The organism is Sinorhizobium sp. P24N7 (assembly GCF_042436655.1).
In the GTDB taxonomy this organism is placed as follows: Bacteria; Pseudomonadota; Alphaproteobacteria; order Rhizobiales; family Rhizobiaceae; genus Sinorhizobium; species Sinorhizobium meliloti_A.
In genome coordinates, this window is record NZ_JBHMIW010000002.1 from 160,047 (window position 1) to 176,175 (window position 16,129).

The following is a 16,129-nucleotide window of genomic DNA, read 5'->3' on the forward strand; positions in this document are numbered from 1 at the left end:
ATACTCCTATCTTCGATGTGCGATGATTATCCGACCGGATTTTCGAGCGTCCCGATTCCGTCGATTTCGACGCGAACGCGATCGCCACGGTTGAGGTATTTCGGCGGCGTGAAGCCGATGCCGACACCGACCGGGGTGCCGGTTGCGATAATGTCGCCGGCTACCAGCGAGATCGAGCGGCCGATCGAGCGTATGAGGGTCGGAATGTCGAAGATCAGGTCGCCGATGCGAGCGTTTTGACGCTGCTCATCATTCACGTGGCAGCGAATGCCCCTCGAAGAAATGTCGCCCATTGCTTCCCGGGTGACGATCGCAGGGCCCATGGGCGCGAAGGTGTCGATACCTTTTCCGAGCAGCCACTGCTTATGGCGCTTCTGCAGTTCACGCGAGGTCACGTCGTTGATGATGGTGTAGCCGAAGACAAAATCCATTGGATCATCGTTCTCGGTGACGCGGCCGGCACGACCGATAATGACAGCAAGCTCGGCTTCGTAGTCCACCGACTGATAGGGATCATTCGCCCACTCGATCGTCGCGCCCGGGCCGATCACCGATGACGGCGGTTTGCTGAAGATGATCGGATATTCCGGAACTTCTGAGCCGCCGATCGATCCCGCGTCGAAGCCACTGCGCCCGAACTCTGCAGCATGTTCATGATAGTTCTTGCCAACGCAGAAGATGTTCCGGCGTGGGGTCGGGATAGGCGCGCGAAGCTCCACCTCGGAGAGCTGCAATGCGTTGGCTTTCTCTTGGACAAGCCTCGCGATCTGGGCGGTGTGCTGATCGTAGTTTTCGATCAGATCCTGCATATCTGCTGCGAGGCCTGCCGCAGTAAGATCGACCAGGCGCGAACCGTCATCGACCAAAACGCCGACGGCAGTGTTGCCCCGATGCTGGAACGTAACAAACTTCATCAATTTACTCCTGTCTGAGGGGATGGGTGGGCACCGCGCCACCCACGGGGGATGCGAGCTCGGGGGACTCTTAACGGCGAGCCGAGCGCTGCCGGAGCCGGTCGAGGCAGACTGCCAACAGAATGACGAGGCCGACCGCCAAGGTCTGGAAATAGGCGGACACGCCAATCATGTTCAGGACATTCGAGAGCATCCCGAGCGTGACGACGCCGAAGACCACATGGATCATTCCACCGCTGCCGCCCTTGAGGGCCACCCCACCGAGGACAACGGAGGCTAGGGCTTGCAAGGCGAGGTTAGGTGCCGCAATCGGTTGGGCAGCGCTTGTCCAGGCGGTCACGACAACCGCGCCAATCCCGGCGCAGACGCCGCTCAAGACATAGACGAGCACCGTATAAAACCGGACGTCGACGCCTGAATGCGAAGCTGCCGAAAAGTTCGAGCCCATCGCGTACACGTACCGTCCAAAAACGGTAAAGCGCAGCAGGACCCAACAGCAAGCCAAGACCGCCAGGCCGATCAAAACCATCACCGGGATTCCGGCAAGTGAGGTAAAGCCGATCAGATCGGTATATTCGCCGGGAACGTCATAAATCGGCACGCCGTTCGCCAAAATCAGCGCGAAAGCCTGTGTGATGGAAAGGGCGGATAGGGTGACGATGAGCGGACTTGCCCCTGTCGCGGCGACGACGAAGCCTGAGAACAGCCCACAAAACGCCCCAACAGCAACCATCACGCAGACGCCGGCACCAATACCCAGCTGCGGCATCACGAGGACGCCTGCGACCCCGGCCACAGACAACACGGACGATTGGGAAAGATCTAGCCCGCCGGACATGATCACGATGCCTTGCGCGGCTGCGAAAATCAGCAATGGCGTCAATTGCCGAAGAAGATTGAGCAGGTTGTTCGTTGAAAGAAACCGCGGCTCGATCATCACTGCGACGAGCGCCAGCAATAGTATAAGCAACGGCAACATCAAATCGGCATAGCCGACGTGTCCGAACAGATGCCGCACCTTCGGAGGACCGGCCTGGTTGATACTTTGCGAACTCATAGAACTTCCTCCCTGTCTTTTGCATGTGTCGCGCCAACCACGTCCGCCGAGATCGACGACATGTCGCCGGTGGTCGGGGCGCTGTACGTGCGCACGCACTGTCCGTCGAACATCGTGTGAATGCGGTCGCTGAGGGCGATCGCTTCTTCGAGATCGCTGGACACAAGAAGGATCCCCCATCCCTTGCCAGTGCATTTGCGCAGTAGATTGTGAACGTCCGCTTTTGCGGCGATATCGATTCCGGCCGTCGGCTCCTCGAGCACAAGCAGACGGAGGTCGGATCCGAGCAGCCGACCGATAAGGACTTTCTGCTGGTTGCCGCCGCTCAAGCTCGTAATCGGATCTTTCGCATTTCCGTATCGAACGCCGATTTCCGACAGTTCCTTGTCAGGATCTCCGCCCGTCGGAGCGAGCGTCGCCCGCTGATTGCGGCTGCGAGGACGCAGATAGAGGTTTTCGCTGATACTTCTCGTCGGGAGGATCCCGTTCGCGGCGCGGCCGTTTGGAAGATGCCCTATTCCGAGCCTGCGAGCCCGAACTGGCGTATTGATGGCGATCTTTTGCCCCTCGACTTCCATCGCGACGGATGCGGCATCCGATTCCTGGCCCGACACGATCGATGCAATCCGCTCGCTACCGCAGCCGATGACGCCATAGAGCCCGACGACTTCGCCAGGCGCGACGCGAATTGCTTCGGTGCTACCGTCCAGACGCGGCACCACGAGCGAGAGCAGATCGGCGGTGTCATTGTCGGGATTTTGCACGACCTGGCGCTGCCGATGCGGTGCGGGAATGCCTCCGCCGCCGAGACGCTCAACGATCTGATCGACGGTCTGGCGCCCGGCAATGCTCTCAACGAGAGCGCCGTTGCGAAGCACGGTGACGCGGTCGGCGAGCTCGGCGACTTCTGATACATGATGGGTAACGAAGACGATCGCAGTGCCGTTGGCCTTAAGCTCGCCCATGATCCCGTGCAGGTGTTTGCGCTCGGCCAGACTAAGCATGGCCGAGGGTTCATCGAGCACGAGAATTCTCGGGTTACGCGCCAGGGCCTTGCTGATTTCAACAAGCTGCTGCTGGCCAGGCGGGAGTTGGCCGACTGGCCGCTTGATCTCAATCCTGCCGAGGCCCACCGCTTCCAGAACGCTCTGGCATTGCGACCGCTCTCGCGAACGTCTGAGGACGCGAAGAGGGTTGCGTGTCGGCTCAGCGCCCAGGAAAAGGTTGTCTTGAATGCTCAGGTCCGGCGCCAGCGAAAGCTCCTGGAAAACCATCGCCAAACCGGCTGCTCGCGCTTCGTCAGGAGTAAAAAACGGAACTTCCTTGCCGCCATACCAGAAGCTGCCGGTATCTGGCCGAACAAAGCCCCCACAGATTCTGCCCAAAGTGGACTTGCCCGCCCCGTTTTCCCCGATGATGCAATGAATCTCACCGGGGAAAATATCGATGGAGACCCCCCGGAGCGCTCTTGTCGCTCCGAAGGACTTGCTGACGTCGACTAGTCGCAGGAGTGGTGTCATCAGGGCACCGTCACTGCTTGATGTTCAAGGACCAATCCTTCGGGGGAAGGTCGTAGACATCGTAGCCGTAGGAATCGACGTTCTTCTTTGTGATCACGGCATTGTTGGTGAAGATCGTTGGATAGGCCATGCCCTGCGTCTTGAACTCGTCACCTTTCGAGAGTTTCTCATGATCTCGAATGGCGAACTGCACGATCAGACGGCCCATCAGGATGCCCGGCTCCGACGTGAGCGCCAACAAGCGGTCGTTCTTGATCAACGGCAGTGCCTCGCGGACGATCGTGGCAGAAACCACCTGGGCTTGGATGCCGCTCTGCCGAGCAGCCTGAGCCGCACCCAGTCCCAGCGGTATCACCGGCGTGAAGATAAACTTCGTGTCCGGATTCTTCTGAAGCATATCCGATACCTGGGTGAGGCCCTGCTCCAGCTCAAGCCCGCCGGTAACAGCACCCTTGACCAAGGCTACGTTCGGACACGCTTTCAGGCCTTGCTCGAAGCCATCAAGCCGCAAGCGCGCCCATTCAGCGCCGGCGGGACCCGGTAGGGCAATGGCGCCGGCCTTGTCTGGTCCGGCAGCCGCGCAGATCTCCTTGGCCAGACCGAGACCGATTGCTTCGTCATCCTGCGTGACACCGAAATCGACGTTCTTGCTGTCGACCGGGATGCCCGCAGCAATGACGCCGATGCCCGCATCCTTAAGCCGCTTGAGCTGGGGATCATAGCCTTTGTAAGCAGCAGCGCCGAGCACGACATAGTCGACACCAAGGCTTTGCAAGGTTTCGATCTGCGAGAACTGTTGCGTCACGTTCCCATAGGCGCCGGCGATCGAAATCTGGGCGACCGTGACATTGTTTCGCTTTGCCTCGTCGGCAATCCCGTAGGCGATGCCTTTCCAGAAATCGTCATTGAGGTGAACCAGCGTTACGCCGAGTTTGAGCGGCTTGGTCGCGACGACCGGCTCAACGATTCCGGCCAGCCGGTCGGGCTCCTCGGCCAAGCTGGAATGCGACGCAAAAAGTGATCCAACGACGACAGCACAGGCGATGCGGGCAAAGCTGAGTTTGGATTTCGAAATTCCGGTAACCATAGTAGAACCCCTCTAAGGTGTTGTTATTTTATTGTGGTTGCGGGAACAGCGTATGAGCGGCGGACAACAGCGCGTCCGTTCGCTCAAGCGCCACTGAGTGAGAGCAATTTGCGAGCAGGACGACGTCCGCTTGCGGTATGTGGTCGGCAAGTTTGAGAGTGGTCGCTGGCGGGAACGGTTCGTCCACTCTTCCGTGCAGCATCGTCACTGGACACTTGATACGGGCCAGCACCGACGGGTCGATGATGGCGAGGTCCGCGTAACGCTGCCGGTCGCCGGCAAACATCCGCGAAAAGTAGTCCTTGTAGCTGGGATCCTCGTGGAGGACTTTTACCCGCGCGTCCAGATAGGCGTCGTCAATCAGCGATTTGTCATTGATCAGGAACCCAATCGCTTTCTGCAGATCCGCCCGGGTTTCCGGAAAGGTCCAGCAGGCGACCGTACCTTCGTTGACATTAAATTTCGCTCCCATCGCCCCGGTGGTCAGCACCTGGCCTACGCGGGCTTCGGAAGCAGCGACCTGCAGGGCGAGCGAGGCCGAAATGGAGTGAGCGATGATCCCAACTGTTTCGCCCGGGATCCTTGCCAGCATGGCCTTGCATTGCCGGACCCAAAGATCGAGGTCAAAGAAGGGTTCTGATTTCTTCCGGTCCGACTTTCCAAAGCCAATCAGATCCATTGCATGGACATGATATCGCTCAGACAAGGGCCCGAGGACGCGGCTCCAGTTTCCCAACGTGGATGCGCCGGGACCGGACCCATGGATCATCAGCAAGGGATAACCCTTGCCGCCCTCGATATAAGCGACCCGGTGGCCGTCAATCGAGAACTCTCGGTCTTCGAAATGGGGCATGTGAAGCTCCAGAAACGCCAGCTACGTTCTTGCCGAATGAATGCGTGAACCCGCACCGCACTTGTCCCGGTGCGGGTTGCTGTTATCGGCAAATCGATGGATGAGTGCAGTTAAGCTGCAGCGTCGTAGGCGATGTAGCCCATGCCGCAGATCCACTCGACGACCGGCTCATAACCGATCACATCGGCCTTGGACCCGCCCATGGCGCCCATCACGGCCATCCAGTTGAGGATCTCGTGACCACCGTGTCCGCCACCCTCTTCGACGCTTTCGAACGTGCAGTTCCGAAGATAATCGGTGTCGCCTCTTCCGAAGGCATCGATGATTTCGCGGTCCCAAGCCGCGTTGACCAGGGGGTGCTGATGGCGCAGCGGCCACTGCATTTTGTCGGCCATTTCGATCTCGTAGGCGGCCAGGTCGGAATAGAGCGTCGGATCTTCCTCCGCGACGTGCTTCCCCTCGCTTTGATAGCGCTTCATACGCTGGAGGAACTGGTCGTCTTCCGGCGCACCTTCGGTCCAGACGGGAGGCCAATGCGACAGCCCGCCGGTCGCCAGGAACGCAACCCGAAGGCCGGCCGGCAGTTCGCGTTCAATGATATCGCGCACCGCTGCACCCATGTCGTATGCACGCGCCATGCTCGGGAGCGGCGGCGAGAATACGTTCGTGTAGATCGGAATGACAGGAATGTCGTATTGCGGTCGGATCAGCTTCCACGGCACAAGAAGGTTGTTGCCGTATTCGATCTCGCCCATGCGAGCTGCGTCGAAGTTGCGCTTGATGAGCCCACGAAGCAATGTCTCCGCATGCTCGACATTGCTCTCGATCACGACTTTCTCGTCGAACTTGAGAGCTTCCATCATATAGTCGGCGGGACCGCTATGGGACGCCGAGATGCCGACGGCAAAGGCCGGCATCATCTTGCGAAAATGGTTTTCGAAATGGTCGTCCAGGAAGGCGATGATCAAGTCGGGGCGTGCCGCGTCGAGACGCCGAGCGCATTCCTGATGGGCTTCGTGGATGCTCTTTTTTACCGCTTCGGATGGCGCGTCCGCCCATCCAAGGACGCCGGGGGCATGGGACATGCTCAGGGCGCAGACAACTTCAGCCATTAACTTCCTCCTCATTGATGCGTTCGTTCAGCCGGTCAACGGCCCGACGACGCGGTTTGTCGGCGGCGAATAGGCGCCAACTTAATCTGCATGTCTTTCGGATACAGAATACGGGATTCAGGATACATACGTGACAAGCGATTGCAAGTGGTTTATGGTTGCAGATAACGATTTGGTCAGACGGGCGAGCTGACGCGCGAAAATGAGGAAGACGGCCGATGTGCATGTTCCCCTCCGGCTTGTGACCTGCAGACCCGAGGAACTGAGTTTTCGGGAGGCGTAGCCGCGCCTGCCGAAATGAACGTTAAAGGATGAATACGAATGGTTTCAGAGACCGGTCCGAAGCGCCAAATGCAGAGATCCAAGCTCTCTTCCCAGCTATACTCGATGGTCAAGAACGACATTCTGCAAGGACAGTTGCTTCCAGGTAGTCCCATCTCGGAAGAAGCACTGGCCGAAACCTACGGTGTCAGTCGCTCTCCGGCCCGCGAGGCGCTGGCGGAACTGGAGCGTGCCGGGCTTACCCAACGCTCGGGAATGCGGGATCGGAAGATAACGGTCCCAAGCCTTGAGATGATTCGAGAGAAGTTCGAACTGTGGTGGATCGTCGATGTGGGACGGACCTACCTCGCCTCGCTATCGGCGAGTGAAGACGACGTCGACGAGCTTGAGCGATATGCCGAACAGATGGCCACCGCCGTCGAACAGAACGATGTCAGGACCTATAAGAGCGTCTCCCATAAGTTCCACCTCAAGATCCGGCATTCTTGCCGTAATGAAGCGGTGAACGAAGTCGGGCGCGACTGCGATGTTTACCTGGACTGGTTCGAGAACCTGTACGACCGCTACCCGGAGTGTTCGATGGTCATCGTGCAGGAGCACCGGTCCATTCTGGATGCTTTCAAACGCCGTGACCTGGCAGGCTTGTCCGAAACGATAAGAAACCACATCGAGCGGCAGCGTGACCGGATTCTAGAGCACTTCCAGGCCGCACAAGAAAAACCGAAGACACGGTCAAAGCTGTCGGCTCGACAGCCTGCCTCCTAAACTTCAAACGGCTGCTGCCTTAGCCGTCCAAGACATCTTGCGAGACTCATTTGCCGCTACAAAGCTGACCGGCCGGTTTCGGCCGTTGATAGCGACCTTCCCGCCTTCCGCAACGGGACGAGCGGCCACTTCCTTGCCGATGCCTGAACCCGCCGCCGGTGATGGCGGCTACCTTGCCTTCAAATCGCATATTGATCTCTGTTTCTCTATCTATCGATAGAGAGGATTTTGGCAAAATGAGCGAAACAGCCGAAGCAATCATGGACGCCGCTGAGGAGCGTATCCGTCAAGCAGGCTATAGTGGCTTCAGTTTTCGGGAAGTCGCTGCGGATATCGGTGTTAAGAGTTCGAGCGTCCACTATCACTTCCCGACCAAGAAGAAGCTCGCAGCGGCAGTCGCCCGCCGTTACACCGACCGCTTTCTGGATGCGGTGGATCAGAAACAGGCTACGGGCAACGACATCGTCACAGCCTGGCGGCAGGTCTTCCGCGATGCCTTGCACCGCAACGGCAGGATCTGCCTCTGCGGCGCCATGGGAGCAGTGTCCCACGACCTGGCCGGGGAAGTGAGGGAAGAAGTAAAACGGTTCTTCGTGCTCGGAATCGAAACGCTCACGCGAGGGGGCTGGGCCGCGACACCGCCGTGCGGGTACTTGCTACCCTCGAGGGCGCGATGTTCACCGCCAACGTCCTCGACGATCGTTCCATGTTCGAGAGCGGAACAGCCGCTCTCGTACAGGCCAGTCTTCCTCGGGCGTCATTGGCAGTTGTTCGACATAAATTGGCATATTGTCAAAATACAGCCAGCGGCAATCCCGTATAATAGCCGAAATGGGCGCTGATGCGTGCCCGATCCTGGTTTGAGGAACCTGCCATGACCCACATCGACAGCCGTGGCCTACCACTCTCGACGACATCCAATCTCGCGGCCGAACACTACCGGGAGGGGGTCGACCTGCTCCTCTCGGCCTGGCCGGGTGCGGCAGAGGCTCTAGACGAGGCCATCGCAGTTGATCCGGATTTTGCTCTTGCACATGCGGCACGCGCGCGCCTGCATGCCGTCCGCACCGAACTCGCAAGCGCTAAGGCGAAGATCGCGAAAGCCGAAGAGATCGTCTCCCGGTACGGGACCGAGAGGGAGCGAAGCCATGTCCAGGTCCTCTCGCTTGCCATCAACGGGCAGGCGGCGAAGGCGCTGGAGCGAGCTCTCGACCACGCCGACCGCTGGCCGCGCGACATCCTTATCCTTTCATTGCCTCTTGGCGCCTTCGGACTCTTCGCCTTTTCCGGCATGTCCGACCACGACCAGGCGCGTGTGGATCTTTGCGAACGTCATGCGCGCCACTTTAACGGCGACGATTGGTGGTTCCTCACGTATCTGGGCTGGGCGCATGCCGAGAACGGAAACGTAACCCACGGCCGAAAACTCACCGAGCGCGGCTACGAGCTCAGGATCGACAATGCAAATGCGGCACATGCGCTTTCACATGCCATGTATGAAGGCGGCGCGGGCGAGGACGCCGAGAGGCTGGTCGCGAACTGGCTGCCCCGCTACGACCGCGCTGGCATCCTTCACGGCCACATTGCCTGGCACTCGGCGTTGGGCGCCCTGGAGCGGGGTGATCCCGAGCGAGCACTTGCGATCTACGAGAACTACATCCAGCCGTCGGTTACGGCCGGTATGCCGGTCAACGTGGTCAGCGACACGGCCTCTTTCCTGTGGCGGCTCCAGGCCTACGGTCACACGGTGCCGGCGGGGCTGTGGGCGGCGGCGGCAACCTATTCCGGGGAATATTTCCAGAAGGCCGGCTTCGCCTTCGCGGATGTCCACATGGCCATAATCGCGGCGGCAGTCGGCGACAGGGCTGCAGTCGAGCAGCGTGTGCAGGTGTTGACTGGCTTGATCGATGCCGGAGCCTTGGCCGCGGGGCCAGTCGTACCGGCGATCTGCCGCGCCGCCTTGTCCTTTGCGGAGGAGGATTACGCAGGCTGCGCCCGTATCCTGGAGCCGGTCGCAGTCGACGTCGCGCGCATCGGCGGCAGTGGCGCCCAGCGCGAGATGATCGAAGACATGCTCCTCCTCGCCCTCATGCGGAGCGGCGAAGCCGCGAAGGCCCGTGCGCTGCTCGACCGCCGCCTTCATCGTCGCCCATCACCGCGCGACACGCGCTGGCACGGCCTGCTCGCAGCGTAAAGATCCCTATGTCATATGCGAGCAGCAAGGTTGCCACCGGACCCCCGGGTCGAGCGAGTGCGGAATCTCGACGTCGCGAAGTTCGCGACCGGTCACCCACTCGTTCAGGTGCTTCACGGATCCAACAGCGTCGGAGACGCAAAGGCCTATCTGGAAAGCGCGCTGTTTAACGACGATGTCGTCGAGGTCTGAAGCCGCTTCTGGCTGCCGCCGCGGAAGTCCGCATCTACGCTGTGGCCTAGACTAAGCCCAGCCCGGTTGTACTGGAGGGCCCGGACACCGGCCCTCACTCTTCACGAGGAGCTGTCCCTTGTCACAATCCATTCTGATCGTTGGAGGCGGACTTGCAGGCCTGAGCGCGGCCCGGTTCCTCCATCAAGCCGGCCTCGGCTTTCAGCTTCTTGAGGCCCGTGAGCGCCTGGGCGGACGCATTCTCTCCGTCGACTGCAGCGGTGAACCATCAGGCGACGGCTTCGATCTTGGCCCGTCGTGGTTCTGGCCTGACATGCAGCCCGAGATGGTGGACTTCGTCCACCATCTCGGGCTGAACTATTTCGAGCAGAACAGCGACGGCGACGTGATCTTTCAGCGGATGTCCCGCGAAGCTCCTCAGCGCTATCGCGGAATGCGGCAGGAACCGCAGGGCATGCGGCTCGTCGGGGGCATGGGAGCGGTCATATCGACGCTTGCCGAAACCCTGCCCGCACAAAGCATTCAACTGAATGCCCGCGTCACGCATGTCTCGCTCGACGGCGAAGGCGTCGTTGTGCAGTACGTCGATGCGAGCGGGTCGTCCCATAAAGAGCGGGCGTCGCATGTCCTGTTCGCACTGCCGCCGCGTCTCATCGAGGCAAAGGTTTTGTTTTCGCCATCGCTCGATTACGCGACAGCCGAGCGATGGCGGCAGACCCCGACCTGGATGGCGCCGCATGCCAAGTTCTTCGCACTCTATGACCGCCCATTCTGGCGCGACGCCGGCCTCTCGGGAACGGCGCAAAGCTTGGTGGGGCCTTTGGCCGAGATTCACGACGCGACAACCGCCTCGGGCCGAGCCGCACTGTTTGGCTTCGTCGGCGTCCCGGCCGGTGAGCGCGCATCTGTCGGACGCGATGCAATCGTCACCGCTTCGATTCAGCAACTCGCCCACATGTTCGGGCCGGAGGCCACCAGTCCCCGCGCGACATTGTTCAAGGACTGGACGGACGACCCGTTGACTGCAACTGCGGACGACAGGCAGGCCGGTGGCCATCCCACCCCCGATCGACGGCCATGGGTCAACGGAAAATGGCGCGATTACATTTCGCTGGCCGGGAGCGAAACCAGCATCAGTGAACCTGGTTACCTGGCCGGTGCGGTCGAAGCCGCCACCCGGATCACAAACGAACTCGTCGGCAGACTGAGCAAGGTCGAGACACACACATTCACGGCTTTCACCGAAGCATCCCAGACCGTGGGGAATTGAAATCATGAAAACTACCTATCGAGCGATGCAGGTCACTACACGCGGTCGCCTGGAACTGGTGGAGCGGCCAACGGCGAAGCCAGGGGTGAATGAGGTGCTGATCGCCGTCGAAGCCTGCGGTATCTGCGGCGCCGATGCCAGCGATATCGACCGGGCTGATCCGGCGCTTGAGCCGCCTCGTGTTTCCGGTCACGAGGTCGTCGGCCGCATCGCAGCACTGAGTCCCAACACGCCGTCGATCTGGAAGGTGGGGCAGCGCGTCGGCGTTGGCCGTCTGGGCGGTCTTTGCAACGAATGCGGCGAGTGCCGGCGAGGACGTTTCAACCTTTGCCGCAACCAGCCCATTGTCAGGTCTTCCTGCGACGGCGGCTGTGCCGAGATGATGATCGCGCGTGCAACAGGCCTTGTCTCTATCCTGGACGAATTGTCGTCAGAAGAAGCGGCACCCATCCTCTGCGCGGGTATCGCCACGTTCAATGCCTTGAAAAAATCGGGCGCCGAAGCAGGCGACACCGTCGCCATTCTCGGAATCGGAGGCCTCGGCCACATGGCGCTCCAATATGCCCGCAGGATGGGATTTCGGGTGGTGGCGGTAGGTCGAGGCGAGGATATCGCCACCGATGCAATGAACCTGGGCGCGCATCGCTACATCGACATGGAGAGCGAAAACGCCGCAGATGTGCTGAACGGGTTGGGCGGCGCGAAAGCGATCCTGACCACCACCGGCAATTCGACAGCCGTTACCGCGCTGATGCCCGCGCTTCAGCCGGAGGGGCGTCTGATCGTGCTTGGCGTCGGCAAGGATCCACTGCCGGTCTCGACGGGCTACCTGGTGGGGGCTGAACGGGGCATTATCGGCTCGATCACCGGCTCCCTGTATGAGAACGAAAAGACGCTTGATTTCAGTGTGCTTGCGGGCGTCAGGCCTATGATCGACACCATGCCGCTGGAGAAAGCCCAGGAAGCTGTCCAGAAGATGAGATCCCGGGACGCGAAGTTCCGGATCGTGCTGACGATGGGAGACCAGACCAATGCGCATCAATGAAGACCTGACGAAACCGGTTATCGTCCATTCGGCCAAGCTCGACTGGGTCGCCAGTCCGTCCGCCGGCGTCGATCGCCACATGCTCTATCGCGTCGGCGGCGAAGTTGCGCGCGCCACCACGATCGTGCGCTATGCGCCGGGAAGCGCCTTCCCCCGCCACGTCCATAGCGGCGGCGAGGAAATCCTCGTGCTCGAGGGCACGTTCCAGGACGAACACGGTGACTATCCCGCAGGCTGCTACTTCCGCAACCCGCCCGGTACCTCCCATGTGCCGGCGTCGAAGGATGGCTGCACGATCTTCGTGCGTCTCTGGCAGTATCGGGATGGCGACCGCACGCAGATCGTTCGCCAGCCTGGCGAAGGTGAGGCAGCACCCTTGCGCGATGGAGCCGAGGCAGCGCGGGTCCTGTTCGACGACGGGAAAGAATGCGTATCGATCGAGCGCTGGCGGCCCGAGGCCACCGTGACGGTCGAAAATCGCCGCGGTCTCGAACTCCTCATGCTTTCCGGTAGCCTGACAGTTGGCACCGAGCAACTGGAAGCGCACAGCTGGGGACGTTTGCCCGCTGGCCTGCCGCTTGAGGCGATGACCGGCCCCGAGGGCGCCGAGATCTGGATCAAGGACGCCGCCCTTCAGCACGCCGACGTGCTGCAGATGCCGGCCTGACCAAGCTCTGATTTTGGCCTCTACCGCTGCGGCGCGGGATCATCCCGCCGCGACGGCTGCCTTGAGCCGCGCATACGCCAATCGCAGTCACCGCGACCCCGCCGCACCGCGCACGCAGGTCCCACCCAGCGCAAGAAGGGCGAGCACGAGGGGAATGAAGGAAAGCGCGAGGATGGTATTCCATCCGTACGCTGTCAGCAGTCCCCCGGAGAGGAACGAGCCGAGGGTCATCGTTCCGAATACTGCGAAGTCATTGAGCGACTGAACCCGCGCCTTCTCTTCGGGACGGTGGCATTCGAGCACCAGGGCCGAGGCCCCGAGGAAACCGAAGTTCCAGCCGACACCGAGCACGATCAGGGTGATCCAGAAATGCGCCACATCGACTCCCGTCAATCCGACGGCTGCGGAGATGCCCGTCAGCACCAGGCCCGTCATGACCACGCGGGGTGCGCCGAAGCGCGTGATCAGCCGCCCGGTAAAGAAACTTGGGGCATACATCGCAACCACGTGCCATTGAATGGCGAGGTTTGACGACTCCTGCGACAGCCCGCAGAGCTGCATTGCCAAGGGTGCCGCGGTCATCAGGAAGTTCATGAGCAGGTAGGAGACGACCCCGCAGATGACTGCCGTGATGAACCGGGGCTGGCGGGCGATAACACCAAGGGGACGACCGCCTGCGGCCTCCACCTTGGTCGGGGCCGGAAGGCGAACGCCGATCAGAAGCAGTGCGGAGAGTGCCGCCACTGCCGCCTGCGCGAGGTAGCTCGCCGCGAACATATGCGGCATCCAGAGATACATGGTGTTGTTGACAAGCTGCGGACCGATCACGCCGGCCAGGACGCCGCCGGCCATGACGAGAGACAGGGCGCGCGGACGCCGGTCAGCCGGAACGCAGTCTGCAGCCGCGAAACGAAACGAAAGCACTACGGCGGCATAGGCGCCCCCGAAGAGCGTCGCGGCGCAGTATAGCCAGAACGAGCCGATCACCACCGCAACCGCCGCCAGCAACCCGACGAGCACGCCGCAGCCCGTCCCAACCAGAAATGCGGTACGTCGGCCGTAGCGTTGCGCGATGGCACCGGCGGGCAGCGTCGAGACCGCCATCCCCACCACGAACATCGATATCGGCATCGTGGCGAGCGCGGGGGTAGGAGCAAGCGTGTTTCCGACGATCGCCCCGGTGGAATAGATGCCGGCCGAATTCGCGCCCCCCAACGCCTGTGCAATGGTCAGCCTCGCAAGGTTGCCGCGTGCGGCGTCATAATGAGATGAGGCAGCGGGTTCGAGCACTTTGCTTGCGGTAATTTCTGACATCCGGCTTCACAAGGCATGAGGGGACTGATCCGGCGCGAGGTCTGGTCGCGTCGGTCGGAAAAGGCGCTTAGCATTCGATTTGACCAAAGATTAGCGAATTTCGATTTGGCTGTATTTCAATGGACTGACAATCTATGTAGAATACCTGCCAAAGCGAGAGATAAACATGATCTGGCATCCGATCGCCGCGCCGCCGGGGGTTCGTCCTCCTCAACCGATCACGGTGCGAGCGCAATCCATTCCCGCGCGTCATTATTTTCCGGACCACTCCCATACTTGGCACCAGCTGGTCTATGCGATCTCCGGAGTGCTGACGGTTTACACGGAAGCCCAATCCTTCGTGATCACGCCGGATCAGGCAGTGTGGTTGCCGACCGGCGTCGTGCACCGCGTCGGCTCGCTTCTCGGCGCGGTATTTCGAAGCCTCTGGATCGCGGATGCCGCCGGCGCAAACCTACCGAGAGTCCCGACGATCTTCATGATGTCACCCTTGCTGCAGGCCTTGATCATCGAGGCCACGGAACTCGAGGGCGAGCCGGAAGGAGATGGCTATTCAGGTCGCGTGACCGCCCTCATCCTCGATCAGCTCGTGCGGGTCCAGCCGCTGCCATCGGCTTTGCCATGGCCGCGCAACAAGCCGTTGACCACGCTGTGCGAGGCGCTCTATCTGGACCCTACGGATGACCGAAGCCCGCAGGAATGGGGGCTGGCGCTGAATATTTCGCCCCGAACATTGGCGCGCCGCTTCAACACGGAGCTGGGCATGAGCCTGCGCTCATGGAGACGGCGCCTTCGGCTCTTCCGTGCAATAGAGCTTCTGGGCGGTGGTCTGGGCGTGACACAAGTCGCCATGGAGCTTGGTTACGGCTCGACATCGGCTTTCGTGTATGCGTTCCGCATCGAAATGGGCAGTAGTCCCCAAGCTTACGTGCGCCGCCATGTCATGGAAGGCGCAAGCGCGCCAACGGGCTCAGCCTTTCAAAAGGTGCAGAGCTGAACGATGGATCCCCCGTCGGGGCCGGGCACGTTGGGCCTCGAACAGCCATCATGCCGGCGGGTCGAAGGCCCCGATCTCCGGCAGGTTGTCGTCGAAACGCTCCACCTGCACGGTCGTCAGTTGCACAGTGCAGCCCTGCGCCAGGGCCGAGGTACCTTAGCGCATCTCTAACTGGCTGTACCGCAACGTTTGCCAATCTATATTGATTATCTACCAGTTTGCAGGTGCTCAATACACGGCAACCGGCCACGTGCCCTCCGGGTTGGCACTACGCCCTCGGTAGGGCCGCCACGGGGCACCTGTGGCGCGGCCGGAAGGCTCATCTATTCTTAGATGGAACCGATCTGCCATCTGACGTGCTTGCGGCGCACCCTCGCGAGTACGTGTAAATCCGCTACGGCTTCGGCTTACGATCTCGACAGAAGGATGCCTCTCCAGCCATTGCCCCACCCACCGCTCTCCGGACACCAGCGCCTGCCTTATATTCATCATACTTATTGTTCTTATATTGCACTGCAACAAAATCAGCCTGTCTGTCCGAACTTCTGTGACGGCCGGCTCGCTTAGGGCGCACCATCGAGGGATCAACCCATGACAACTTCAATGAGAGATATAAGGGCGCCCGTCGCAGACCGAGGCTACGGCGATACAGGAGCCGCGGTTCGGCGATCTCGCGAAGCGGTGGGATATAGCGTTGAGGAGCTTGCAATAACCTGTGGCCTGACTGGCGCCGAAATCACAAGGATTGAAATAGGTGCTGATGCCGACCCGGGCAGACTCCGGCGCATCGCTGCTGCACTTCGAGTGCCAACCTCCACGTTCCTACTGAACTAGCGGAACGGGCGTCGCGCTGTTTGCGG

General features: G+C 60.8%; 16 protein-coding genes. 9 read left to right on the forward strand and 7 right to left on the reverse strand.

Annotated elements, in window-relative coordinates:
• Positions 1–26 precede the first annotated feature (26 nt).
• The 6 genes from ACFHWW_RS03595 to ACFHWW_RS03620 form a co-directional block, all read right to left on the reverse strand.
• Positions 27–914 (reverse strand): fumarylacetoacetate hydrolase family protein, encoded by an 888-nt coding sequence (locus tag ACFHWW_RS03595; RefSeq protein ID WP_379937338.1) that lies wholly within the window; start codon positions 912–914, stop codon positions 27–29.
• A gap of 70 nt (positions 915–984) precedes the next feature.
• Positions 985–1,971: an ABC transporter permease gene (locus ACFHWW_RS03600; RefSeq protein WP_379937339.1), complete on the reverse strand. Its 987-nt coding sequence runs from the start codon at positions 1,969–1,971 to the stop codon at positions 985–987.
• The gene (locus tag ACFHWW_RS03605) at positions 1,968–3,491 is read right to left on the reverse strand and encodes a sugar ABC transporter ATP-binding protein (protein WP_283067860.1); all 1,524 of its coding nucleotides are present in this window, start codon (positions 3,489–3,491) and stop codon (positions 1,968–1,970) included. Before ACFHWW_RS03605 ends, ACFHWW_RS03600 begins: the two co-directional genes overlap by 4 nt.
• A gap of 10 nt (positions 3,492–3,501) precedes the next feature.
• Positions 3,502–4,578 carry a substrate-binding domain-containing protein gene (locus tag ACFHWW_RS03610; protein WP_283067858.1) on the reverse strand — a complete coding sequence of 359 codons (1,077 nt, stop codon included), beginning with the start codon at positions 4,576–4,578 and terminating at the stop codon, positions 3,502–3,504.
• A gap of 28 nt (positions 4,579–4,606) precedes the next feature.
• Positions 4,607–5,431, reverse strand: a complete 825-nt coding sequence (locus tag ACFHWW_RS03615) for an alpha/beta fold hydrolase (protein ID WP_379937340.1) — start codon at positions 5,429–5,431, stop codon at positions 4,607–4,609.
• A 110-nt stretch (positions 5,432–5,541) separates the two neighbouring features.
• Entirely contained in the window at positions 5,542–6,543 is a 1,002-nt protein-coding gene (locus ACFHWW_RS03620) for an extradiol dioxygenase (protein WP_283067856.1), read from the reverse strand.
• 321 nt (positions 6,544–6,864) lie between these two features.
• Between ACFHWW_RS03620 and ACFHWW_RS03625 the strand changes: the two genes are divergently transcribed.
• The 7 genes from ACFHWW_RS03625 to ACFHWW_RS03655 all read left to right on the forward strand — a co-directional run bounded on the left by ACFHWW_RS03625 (position 6,865) and on the right by ACFHWW_RS03655 (position 12,958).
• Positions 6,865–7,590 carry a GntR family transcriptional regulator gene (locus ACFHWW_RS03625; protein WP_283067855.1) on the forward strand — a complete coding sequence of 242 codons (726 nt, stop codon included), beginning with the start codon at positions 6,865–6,867 and terminating at the stop codon, positions 7,588–7,590.
• A gap of 236 nt (positions 7,591–7,826) precedes the next feature.
• Complete coding sequence (locus ACFHWW_RS03630) at positions 7,827–8,432, forward strand: TetR/AcrR family transcriptional regulator (RefSeq protein ID WP_379937341.1); 606 nt, start codon at positions 7,827–7,829, stop codon at positions 8,430–8,432.
• 32 nt (positions 8,433–8,464) lie between these two features.
• Positions 8,465–9,784: a tetratricopeptide repeat protein gene (locus ACFHWW_RS03635; protein WP_283067851.1), complete on the forward strand. Its 1,320-nt coding sequence runs from the start codon at positions 8,465–8,467 to the stop codon at positions 9,782–9,784.
• Between the two features lie 57 nt (positions 9,785–9,841).
• Positions 9,842–9,976 carry a hypothetical protein gene (locus tag ACFHWW_RS03640; protein ID WP_283068075.1) on the forward strand — a complete coding sequence of 45 codons (135 nt, stop codon included), beginning with the start codon at positions 9,842–9,844 and terminating at the stop codon, positions 9,974–9,976.
• 118 nt (positions 9,977–10,094) lie between these two features.
• Positions 10,095–11,246, forward strand: coding sequence for an FAD-dependent oxidoreductase (locus tag ACFHWW_RS03645; RefSeq protein ID WP_283067849.1), 1,152 nt, complete (start codon positions 10,095–10,097; stop codon positions 11,244–11,246).
• 4 nt (positions 11,247–11,250) lie between these two features.
• Entirely contained in the window at positions 11,251–12,291 is a 1,041-nt protein-coding gene (locus ACFHWW_RS03650; protein WP_283067847.1) for an alcohol dehydrogenase catalytic domain-containing protein, read from the forward strand.
• On the forward strand, positions 12,278–12,958 hold the full coding sequence (locus ACFHWW_RS03655; RefSeq protein WP_283067845.1) for a cupin domain-containing protein: 681 nt from the start codon (positions 12,278–12,280) through the stop codon (positions 12,956–12,958). The genes ACFHWW_RS03650 and ACFHWW_RS03655 overlap by 14 nt, the downstream gene beginning before the upstream one ends.
• Positions 12,959–13,045: 87 nt before the next feature.
• Here ACFHWW_RS03655 and ACFHWW_RS03660 read toward each other — a convergent pair whose 3' ends face one another.
• Complete coding sequence (locus tag ACFHWW_RS03660) at positions 13,046–14,272, reverse strand: MFS transporter (RefSeq protein ID WP_283067844.1); 1,227 nt, start codon at positions 14,270–14,272, stop codon at positions 13,046–13,048.
• Between the two features lie 166 nt (positions 14,273–14,438).
• On the opposite strand from ACFHWW_RS03660, the gene ACFHWW_RS03665 reads away from it, so the two are divergent.
• Complete coding sequence (locus ACFHWW_RS03665) at positions 14,439–15,269, forward strand: AraC family transcriptional regulator (protein WP_379937342.1); 831 nt, start codon at positions 14,439–14,441, stop codon at positions 15,267–15,269.
• Positions 15,270–15,860: 591 nt separating this feature from the next.
• On the forward strand, positions 15,861–16,103 hold the full coding sequence (locus ACFHWW_RS03670; protein ID WP_379937343.1) for a helix-turn-helix domain-containing protein: 243 nt from the start codon (positions 15,861–15,863) through the stop codon (positions 16,101–16,103).
• Positions 16,104–16,129: the final 26 nt, after the last annotated feature.